The sequence below is a fragment of the Paenibacillus sp. 01T422 genome (assembly GCF_056398785.1).
The window spans coordinates 1-9,195 of the sequence record NZ_JBFTQB010000271.1 but is presented as its reverse complement, the minus strand read 5'-3'; the positions used below and the strand labels follow the sequence as shown (position 1 = coordinate 9,195).

The following is a 9,195-nucleotide window of genomic DNA, read 5'->3' as shown; positions in this document are numbered from 1 at the left end:
TCTGTATACATACAATATCTTATAACTGCCTATGACTTCAATTAAAATAGGGAGTAACTGCCGCGGCAATTTCCTCCTCCAACTGTCTGTAACGGCAAGTATAAAGGCCATCCTTGTGGGATGGCCTTGTCTTTATAACACGCTTTTCGATTATAAAATTAAAACGTATTATAAACATTCTCACATTCTTTCGCAGTCGGTTCATAAAAACAGTGCTTCTTCCATCGTCCTGCTAAGGGCTGATTATACCAAGTTGCCGGACAAGGTCCGGGATTTTCGAACGAACCTGGACGGAAATACCATAGGGAGAATTTGCCTGGCCAATTCCGCTCCCCATTCACAGCCCGTTGCGCCAGACGGCGTTCCCTCTCTCTAGCGTTTTGATAATACAAACCATGTTGCAACGCTTCGAACGCATGCGGCTGGTTGATCATTTGGGGAATTGTCCGGATTCCTTTGAAATCAGAGCAATTCGCTCTTATTCGGTTAATGCCAACATTCCCAACAAGGAGCATGCCCGTTTCGCCTTCCGTCTCAGCTTCGGCTCGAAGCAATCTTGCCAACATATCAACATCCTGTTTCCTGGCTTTTACGACTGCCATTGGCTCACCTCTTTAGATTTCTAGACTCATCATATTCTGGGTGAAGCGGATGTGTCACACTGGCAAGATGGAGGGCGATAATAAATTGCCGATCTGCCACCTGAAAATATTTTCGTCAACTCAGCAGCCCCGTACCGTATAGATTCTACGAAGCGTTCTCGAAAAGATATACTTCACATTATTTGGAAAGCCTTATATATTTGTAAGAGCAAGCAATTTTCTCCTAAAATTAATTAAAAGGAGTTGGATGTTTATGGCCAAATGGATCATCGGCCTCACCTATGCCTCCGCGCTCGGCTCGGGATTGATCGCGGGCATTTTTTTCGCTTTCTCAACCTTCGTCATGGTCGCGCTCGCCAGGCTCCCGGCGGCGCAAGGAATCGTCGCGATGCAGTCCATCAACTCGACCATCCTGCAAACACTTTTCAGCTTCGTTTTCATGGGAACTGCATTTGCCYCCATCGTCCTGGGGGGCGTATCGTTTTTCCGGCTGGGTACGCCCGGCGCACTGTACATACTGATCGGCAGCCTGCTCTATTTTGTCGGCACGTTTCTCGTCACGATCGTCTTTAACGTGCCTCTTAACGATGCCCTCGCCGCCGTCGAACCCGACAGCACCAAAGGTGCGGAAGTCTGGCAACACTATCTATCTCGCTGGGTTGCCTGGAACCATGTACGGATGATTGCCTCCCTGGCTTCTCTGGCCGCATTCATCATCGCACTGCGCCGTTGCTAAGGTCTTCAAACATTGGAAATGATTTCCAATCCTACTGTCATATAAGGCACATCTTGCCCTTGAAAACCTGTATATGCTTGACTTCGATACCAGCTATATCCCTTTGGGCTTTCTGCAATACTTGCCACCCCAAGTGCATTATGACCTTCAAAAAAAATAATTGTTTCATCATTAACATTCTCAGTGGACATAATCGAAGATCTATTAACCCCTTCTATGATTAGTCCATTTTCAATTGCTTTTTCTTTTGTACTATCCCACTGAAGTTCGGTAGTTGTAGGTTCATTATTTTTACAACCAGCCAATAAAATTAGTATAGTGGCAATTAAAGTTAATGTTATCCTCGTCAAGACCAGCCTCCCAAATCCTATTTTTTGAGCTAGACTTTCCTTTTTATGTCATATTATTACTCATCACGCTTAAGCTCGATCCAGACTGGTCCCAACCAGGAATCTATTCGACACCAGTCTTGCCAGACTTCATTGACCGTCACCATTTGGGGGCTCAAATTGGATCCCGTTTCCATACCATCTGGAGAACGAAAAAGCTTCGTCGTATTCTTTAGCTGGACTTCCTGTCGGACCTCTTTTACCTCGAATAAAGCCGTGTATCGCGGTGAGACCCATCTTTCTCCGTTCAATGTCTCAATCAAGTAGCGGCTATCCCACTCTGCTTTCACTTTTACAGTTTGTGGCGCCAATTGCATCCCTGTAGGCTTGGTAAGACCCGGATCGCTATAGAGCGACTCAACACCGAAAATCTCCAATCTCGTATCAACTGACTTCTGATTCCCTAGAAGCGCGTTGTTTGGCATAATCCATGCATTTCCAAGCCAGGTAGAAATCAAGTAAATCGGCACCAAATATCCTTCTCCATGCCCAACTCTCCGTTGACTGTTGTCCAATATTGCAACCGTTTGAGGAGCTATGATTCCGATCGTCTGCCCGGTTTCACCCAATATAGTAGTGTTTTCAAATAAGGTAATTGTCTTCGCTGGAGATGAATCCTCGACCGCTATAGTTGTTGTTGCGTATACTTCCGTTACCGCCATACACGGGAATAATGCTATAACTACTCCAAATAGCGCTCTTTTTTTCATGTCAAAACTCCTTATTTTTGATTTTAACAGCCAACACAAATCTTTATCATGTAAATAATTTATTCATGAAACATCTTCCTGTAATTTCTACTAGTCATTTAGACGTTCAATATTCATGAAAGTTCCAACATTTTACAGATTTTTAATTTTAATTTGTAACCACTCTACCCGTTAATTCATTTAAAGACGATAAATCGTCAATAAGATTTCGCTAATTTGACATCAACGTCTGATTGCTGTTGGACAAAACCCGCTTATAATGAAGCCATTACCATGTGATAGGARAGGAGATCTTCGGGTTACATGAGCGAATACAACCATACACCAAGGCAAGCTAGCAATAACAAAAATTATACGGCTGCCATCGTCACCATCTCATTGGTCGCAAATATCGTTATTTTACTCTTGTTCTTCTCACCGATTGGCTACAAGGGCAAGATTGATTTCGACCTTACCATCTTTCCAAGAATTAATGGGCTGTTGAACAGCTTCACCTTCATCTTCCTGCTAGCCGCGTTGATCGCAATCCTACGGAAAAATGTAAAACTTCACAAAGGGTTCATTCTCGCCGCATTCTCTTCTACACTGTTGTTCCTTGTCTCCTACTTGACGTTCCATTACATGTCTTTGGAGACGGCGAAGTTCGGTGGTGAAGGCATAATCCGGCCGATTTATTTCTTCATTCTGATCTCTCACAGCATTCTGGCCGCTATCATCGTGCCGCTCGCCCTGTTCGCTCTCGTATGGGGGTGGACTAACCAGTTGCATAAACATCGTAGAATTGTCCGTTGGACGATGCCGATCTGGCTATATGTCAGCTTAACCGGGGTTGTCGTGTTTGTAATGATGGAACCGTATTATTAAGGGAAATCAAGAACGATGTATTTATATATTTGAAGGTCGGGACTATAACCAAAAAGAGACCCACAGCAACGGGCTGCGGGTCTAAAGTTTATATTTTAAAGGGGTTGGCACAATTTCCCCGCTGAGATTAAAGGAATTTAGTTTTATAGATGATTCGCACTCAGCTTAATGCTGAATAATCAATTCTTCGATCCTTGAAGTAATACTCTTTATCATGATCAGATACCTCTCGTAGCACCTTACATGGATTTCCGACAGCGATTACGTTAGATGGGAGGTCTTTGGTCACAATACTACCTGCCCCAATAACGGTATTATCACCGATTGTAACACCTGGAAGCAAAATGGCACCTGCGCCTATCCAACAATTTTTCCCGATCGTGACAGGCGCATTATATTGATATGCCTGTTCTCGTAGTTCAGGTAAAATCGGGTGCCCCGCAGTTGCCACGGTAACGTTTGGTCCAAACATGGTGTAATCTCCAACATAAATATGCGTATCGTCAACCAACGTCAAATTAAAATTCGCATAAATGTTTTTTCCAAAATGAACATGCTTACCACCCCAATTGGAATGAAACGGTGGTTCAATGTAACATCCCTCCCCTATCTCAGCAAACATTTCTTTCATTAGGGCTATTCTTTTATCGTATTCCAGCGGCCGTGTCTGATTAAAATCATATAGTCGATTAAGACAAAGAGTTTGCTCCTTTACCAGATCTTCATTTCCTGGTAAATATAAACTACCGTTGTGAAGCTTTTCTTTAATGTTCATTTTCGCACCTCATAAAATTCGTTTTTTTTAGCAATGAAGGATTAAGTTACCTTAGAAAGGTCTCGTGTAATATTATTTAGCCACTTATATTGACGATAACGAATGAAGGCAATCGGTGCTTTAATAACTTCGTCCAAACAAATCATGGCGAATACAGTTATCGGTGGCAATTGCCACACAAAAGCACTTAAATATCCTAATGGTAAAATAATGCCCCACATGACTATCATGTCACACCAGAACCCAAACTTGGAATCACCTCCTGCAACAAAAATTCCTCCTATGATTACAGAGTTAATGGCTTTAGGGATACAGTAATAGGCACATATAAATAGCATGCCACTTAGATAATGTTGCGCTTGATCATCTAAGCTTACTACTTGAAAAACCATAGGTTTGATTAATATCGTCATGATGCCTGCCAAGATGCTAAATAGTATTGAGTAGGATGTTATGATGTTTCCAGCTCTTTGAGCCATCTCTATTTGGCCATTGCCCAAATATTTTCCTACCAGAACAGAACCGCCGCTTGCAATGCCTCCACACAATACGATCGTTAAGTTCTTAACAACGGAAGCTACAGAGTTTGCAGCCACCATTTCTGCATTGATATGGCCGATTATCGCTGCCGTTGCCGTAATCGCACATCCCCAGACAATATAATTCCCCTGAATAGGAAACGTATATTTCAAATAATCCTTATGCAGTTTACGTTGTACCGTATCACGCTTTGAGAGTTTGAATTTAATTTCCCCCTTTATAGAGTGAACGATACAACTGCCAGATTCGATGATACGTGCAAGAACCGTCGATAATGCAACCGCAATAATGGCCTTGTCGGGATCATCTGGATACAGAATAAAGATACAGAGCGCATTAAGAAGTATGTTCAAAATGAGGGACATGGAACTTATCCATGCACTTATACGTGCATTCTCCATACTTCTTATAACACTGAAATACATTTGTGATATGCCCCCTACTAAGTAGGAAAAGGATAGAACTTGCAGGAAGCTGGAACCGTATTGAATCAATTCCCCATCATTTGTGAAAAGATTCATGAGTACTTCAGGCATTAATAATGAAATCCCAAAAAAGAAAAAGGAAACGACCAAAGCATATAGGCATCCGATGCTTAAGATGCGTTCAATGGTCTTTATATCTTTTTTCCCCCAATACTGTGCGGTTAGGATTCCAACTCCTGAAGCCAATCCCATATAAAACAACATGAGTACAAACGTTACTTGACCCGCTAGCGAAACGGCAGACATCGCAGATTGATTAATAAAACCCAACATGACAACATCTACTGTCACCGCTAAGGCAGAAACTAGGTTCTGTAAAGCGATTGGTATCACAAGACGAATCAGTTGCTGATTAAAGTTCTTATCGAATTGGATTGACGATAGTATGTTACGGAACATATCATACCCTCTTTCTAATTTGTTACAATATAAAAATAGAACAAATCTAATTTGTTTTCCATCAAAATTGCGTATAATAATATCAAATTCGTATTATACGGGGGATATTAAATTGCAACTGGACGTATTTTCTGATCTATCTGAACAAATCAGGTACAATTTATCGAACTTCAATCTCAGAGTTGCAAAAGGAACGTTGAAACAGTTTGATAAATTTGAGGCAGCATGTCATTGGCACACAGATTTAGAGTTCATATCCGTTTTAGACGGGTACATGAACTTTTATGTGCAGGGCGAAACAATTCAATTAGAAAAAGGGCAAGGAATATTTGTTAACAGCAAACGGATGCATTATGGTTATTCTTCCGATTCGTCAGATTGTATCTACATTGTGGTATGTATTCATCCTTCGTTAATTGGAAATGAACACTGGATTGGGAAAGAATATTGGGAGGAGAAGTTCGGGCCAAATACAGAGGATTTTATTGTTCTTAAGGAGGATTCCCATTGGCAAAATGAGGCTCTCTTTAACATAGATCAACTATATGCTGAAATGCATAGCGCCACCTGTAATCCTCTTCTATTGCTATCGCTCGCTGTTTCGTTATGTGCATTGATTGGAACTCGTATCAAGGAGAGAAGTCAACAAATAATGATTGATCAGTCTTGGCTATATATTTGGAAAATGACGGCATTCATTCATGGAAATTATGAGAACAAGATCACACTAGTTGAAATAGCAGCATCAGGTTCAGTAAGCAGAACTCGCTGCTGTAATTTGTTTGGAGAACATGTTGGACAAACACCAAATGAGTATCTGACAAATTACCGTTTGAAGAAAAGTTGTGAATTGCTAGTTGAGACTGACAGATCTATCAGTGAAATTGCTTTATCTTGTGGGTTCCAAAGTTCTAGTTATTTTTCATATGTCTTCCGAAAGGAATTTGGGAAGACTCCTAATGATTACCGTAAGCAGCAGAGTACTTCATAATTACTTCTTACTAACTGGTTTACAGTAGTTAAACTGCAAGAGATTCAAACTAGACTGCCTGTTACTTCAACTGACAACGGCAGCCGATCGTGTGCCGGCTGCCGTCATAATTATGCTGTCTCATCTATAGGTTTTGCCGCTTTGGAGAACAATCCAGAAGCCGTTACCCCAACGAGAACCGCTATAAGCGCCAGCCTTAATCCAACGGAGTTACCAATCATACCGAGCAGCGGTGGACCGACAAGAAACGCCGTGTACCCCGCTGTAGCCACGGCGCTTACCCGGGCCGCAACGTTTTTCGGATTATCACCTGCAGCCGATAGTGCGACTGGAAAACCGAACGATGCCCCCCCCCAGAGTACAACTCCGATTATCCCTATTACATAATGATGAGCCAGAATTACAATGAGTAGTCCAACAAAAGCGAAAATAGCCGATAATCGCAAGATAATAACTCGACCAAACCGATCAAGTAACATACCGCCCGCCGCCCTGACGATCGTCATGGCGGCAACAAAACTGCCATATCCAATGGTTCCATTTGTAGGCGTTGTATCATATCCGTCTACCATAATCAGCGGAAGCCAATCATTAGCTGATCCTTCTGCAAAGGTCATACCTAGAATAATAACACCCAGCATAATAGTACGCGGCTCACGCCAAACAGCCATTCGATCCTTCGTCGTCGGGACAGGCTCTCCATTTTCTCCAGGAGTCTCTTTACCGCTCCCGTGAGGAACAAAACGAGAAAGTATAATGATTAGAAATGCTGCAAGCACACCTACAACTCCCAAATGCACAAAAACAGGTAGACTGGCTTTTAGTGCAAGCCAGCCCAAAATTGCACCAATAGACGTGCCTACGCTAAAAGCTGCATGAAATCCAGTCATCAATGATTTCCGGACAGCTTGCTCAATCATCGTCCCTTCGACGTTCATTGCCACATCACATATACTATTGCCGAATCCGAATAGACAAGAACTTGATAACATAAAACAAAAAAACCGCAATGTATGCGGCATTTCATGTTACTATGTTTTTGTCACTCGACATCATGTCCCCTCAATCATCTCTCTTTGATAGTCATTACTCATCCAGCCGAGGGAAGGAACTTAACCAATCCACAATAGGGTATCTCCGTTTTAAAATCAAAGCGTAAAGTCGTTTCTGATTTATAATGGATTGTCACATTTCCACTCACTGACTAATTTTCTGAAATCGTCTAAATACTTACCGAGTTGTATCTCAAGATTTTTGATTCCGATAATGTCTACCTCATGAACAGAGTCGAATAGTTCGTCATCCGTAACATCCCAATCATTATCTAGATATTCTGAAGGCACCTCATATTTTCTCAAATAAAATCTAGCCGAGTTAGGCTCTATCTTATTTAAGAATTTCTGTTTATTTATAACTTGTACTTTTGCGAAAGCACGATTCATTTCAGAGGTAGCCTCAAGTTCACAAGCTAGACCAACCCCCGTCAATAAATTATTAATTTGACGTGTATCAAAGACCTGCACACTCCACTCCTCACTTCCCCCGTTTTTTTCAACAACAGTTAAACATTTTATTATTTCATATTGGGTCAACTGCCGAGGATCTGCTTCATGCTTATTCAACTAACGTTCTTACATTAGTTGAACAAACAGGCACCCCTCTAGAATTGTCCATCAGTAATTATATTTATAGGAAAGAATGTTGATAAGCTTACCAAACGGGTCGCGAACATAGAATCGTCGAGCTCCGTGCCATTCTTAGTCCCATGTCCGGTTTAGCCATGCCACACCCCCACCGTTGGTCGTTGATTCATTTTAATATTCCGATGATTGTGATTTCCGCTAAGACTAAACCAATAAATTACCAGTTAGTTCAACGAAAATGGCATCCAGTCGTGCACTAGCTGCCGCCATGTCATGAATTTTTCTGCTTGAAATCCATCTACTAGAAATCCGTCCTCTAATGTGCGCAGATAAAATTCACCAATACTATACTTGATTTCATTCCTGTCTCCCCTAGTCCCTTTAACGTTTTCCCCATGTTTGCACGATAACTTTTACTGTAACAATACATATCTTTTATAGTAATCGATAAGTTTCTGTTCCAAAGACGATTTTAATTGATCTAGTTCAGAATTCAGTTGTTCAAAAGTTTCCTTATCCATTCTGTATGACGGCTCTTCTTGCTCTAAATTGGAGATGAAGAAGACTCTGTCTTGCGTCGGAGGATGTGAGGCATCCAATCGTGCTCCAGCCTTGACGGAAGCTCGCTTTAACCGTTCCATTTCTCTGTGTGGTAACCTCTTTATTTGCTCATGAAAATCTTCGAAAAAATGATCTATTCTCTTTGAATTGATTACTTTTAAAATAGTAAATTCAAACATAGCGTCAAGATGTAGCTTATTTAGTAAGGATATCGTTGCTTTAGGACTTGCCGTCTGGGCGGCGATCTGATCAGCTAAGTACTMAGCACGTTGCGAATCTTGCCAAAACAGATGACTAAGGATATACAGTAGGARATTAATGAAATGAGATAAAGTTAACAAAACTAGATTCGCAAAGAACATGAAAAAAGCAAGAACCCGGTAGTTGGGGTCCCATAGTCGATCGGGTCGTACAACTGTATACCAGTAAGTTAACGTGAAAAAAGCGGAGCCCACCCAGTAACTCCTATTTTGATCCCCATTGATGCCATGTGCTAACTC

11 protein-coding genes are annotated in these 9,195 nt (G+C 41.6%); 3 read left to right on the top strand and 8 right to left on the bottom strand.

The genetic code is table 11. The features are described 5' to 3' along the window. Positions 1-158 precede the first annotated feature (158 nt). Positions 159-602 carry a cell wall hydrolase gene (locus AC1DUA_RS16650; protein WP_477500830.1) on the bottom strand — a complete coding sequence of 148 codons (444 nt, stop codon included), beginning with the start codon at positions 600-602 and terminating at the stop codon, positions 159-161. Positions 603-855: 253 nt separating this feature from the next. Here AC1DUA_RS16650 and AC1DUA_RS16645 point away from each other — a divergent pair, with 253 nt between their 5' ends. Then, positions 856-1,338, top strand: coding sequence for an anthrone oxygenase family protein (locus AC1DUA_RS16645; RefSeq protein ID WP_477500829.1), 483 nt, complete (start codon positions 856-858; stop codon positions 1,336-1,338). Between the two features lie 5 nt (positions 1,339-1,343). Here AC1DUA_RS16645 and AC1DUA_RS16640 read toward each other — a convergent pair whose 3' ends face one another. Both AC1DUA_RS16640 and AC1DUA_RS16635 read right to left on the bottom strand, forming a co-directional pair. After that, the gene (locus tag AC1DUA_RS16640) at positions 1,344-1,688 is read right to left on the bottom strand and encodes a hypothetical protein (RefSeq protein ID WP_477500828.1); all 345 of its coding nucleotides are present in this window, start codon (positions 1,686-1,688) and stop codon (positions 1,344-1,346) included. A gap of 56 nt (positions 1,689-1,744) precedes the next feature. Next, a complete protein-coding gene (locus AC1DUA_RS16635) occupies positions 1,745-2,437 on the bottom strand; it encodes a hypothetical protein (RefSeq protein ID WP_477500827.1) in 693 nt (230 codons plus the stop codon). 303 nt (positions 2,438-2,740) lie between these two features. Here AC1DUA_RS16635 and AC1DUA_RS16630 point away from each other — a divergent pair, with 303 nt between their 5' ends. Further along, positions 2,741-3,301 carry a DUF420 domain-containing protein gene (locus AC1DUA_RS16630; RefSeq protein ID WP_477500826.1) on the top strand — a complete coding sequence of 187 codons (561 nt, stop codon included), beginning with the start codon at positions 2,741-2,743 and terminating at the stop codon, positions 3,299-3,301. A gap of 160 nt (positions 3,302-3,461) precedes the next feature. Here AC1DUA_RS16630 and AC1DUA_RS16625 read toward each other — a convergent pair whose 3' ends face one another. Together AC1DUA_RS16625 and AC1DUA_RS16620 are read right to left on the bottom strand one after the other, a co-directional pair. Beyond that, positions 3,462-4,076: a sugar O-acetyltransferase gene (locus AC1DUA_RS16625; protein WP_477500825.1), complete on the bottom strand. Its 615-nt coding sequence runs from the start codon at positions 4,074-4,076 to the stop codon at positions 3,462-3,464. 41 nt (positions 4,077-4,117) lie between these two features. Beyond that, positions 4,118-5,500: an MATE family efflux transporter gene (locus AC1DUA_RS16620; protein ID WP_477500824.1), complete on the bottom strand. Its 1,383-nt coding sequence runs from the start codon at positions 5,498-5,500 to the stop codon at positions 4,118-4,120. 112 nt (positions 5,501-5,612) lie between these two features. On the opposite strand from AC1DUA_RS16620, the gene AC1DUA_RS16615 reads away from it, so the two are divergent. Next, positions 5,613-6,491, top strand: a complete 879-nt coding sequence (locus AC1DUA_RS16615) for a helix-turn-helix domain-containing protein (RefSeq protein WP_477500823.1) — start codon at positions 5,613-5,615, stop codon at positions 6,489-6,491. A 110-nt stretch (positions 6,492-6,601) separates the two neighbouring features. Here the strand turns inward: AC1DUA_RS16615 and AC1DUA_RS16610 are convergent, their stop codons facing one another. The 3 genes from AC1DUA_RS16610 to AC1DUA_RS16600 all read right to left on the bottom strand — a co-directional run. After that, on the bottom strand, positions 6,602-7,483 hold the full coding sequence (locus AC1DUA_RS16610; protein ID WP_477500822.1) for an MFS transporter: 882 nt from the start codon (positions 7,481-7,483) through the stop codon (positions 6,602-6,604). A 180-nt stretch (positions 7,484-7,663) separates the two neighbouring features. Next, complete coding sequence (locus tag AC1DUA_RS16605) at positions 7,664-8,113, bottom strand: hypothetical protein (RefSeq protein ID WP_477500821.1); 450 nt, start codon at positions 8,111-8,113, stop codon at positions 7,664-7,666. 434 nt (positions 8,114-8,547) lie between these two features. After that, positions 8,548-9,195, bottom strand: a 648-nt coding sequence (locus AC1DUA_RS16600) for a M48 family metalloprotease (RefSeq protein ID WP_477500820.1), incomplete at its 5' end; no start/stop codon positions are given.

Bases quoted from the DNA above. Each gene is read 5' to 3' on its own strand.
- AC1DUA_RS16625 (WP_477500825.1), bottom strand. From the start codon at position 4,076: ATGAACATTAAAGAAAAGCTTCACAACGGTAGTTTATATTTACCAGGA.
- AC1DUA_RS16630 (WP_477500826.1), top strand. From the start codon at position 2,741: ATGAGCGAATACAACCATACACCAAGGCAAGCTAGCAATAACAAAAAT.
- AC1DUA_RS16635 (WP_477500827.1), bottom strand. From the start codon at position 2,437: ATGAAAAAAAGAGCGCTATTTGGAGTAGTTATAGCATTATTCCCGTGT.
- AC1DUA_RS16650 (WP_477500830.1), bottom strand. From the start codon at position 602: ATGGCAGTCGTAAAAGCCAGGAAACAGGATGTTGATATGTTGGCAAGA.
- AC1DUA_RS16620 (WP_477500824.1), bottom strand. From the start codon at position 5,500: ATGTTCCGTAACATACTATCGTCAATCCAATTCGATAAGAACTTTAAT.
- AC1DUA_RS16610 (WP_477500822.1), bottom strand. From the start codon at position 7,483: ATGTTATCAAGTTCTTGTCTATTCGGATTCGGCAATAGTATATGTGAT.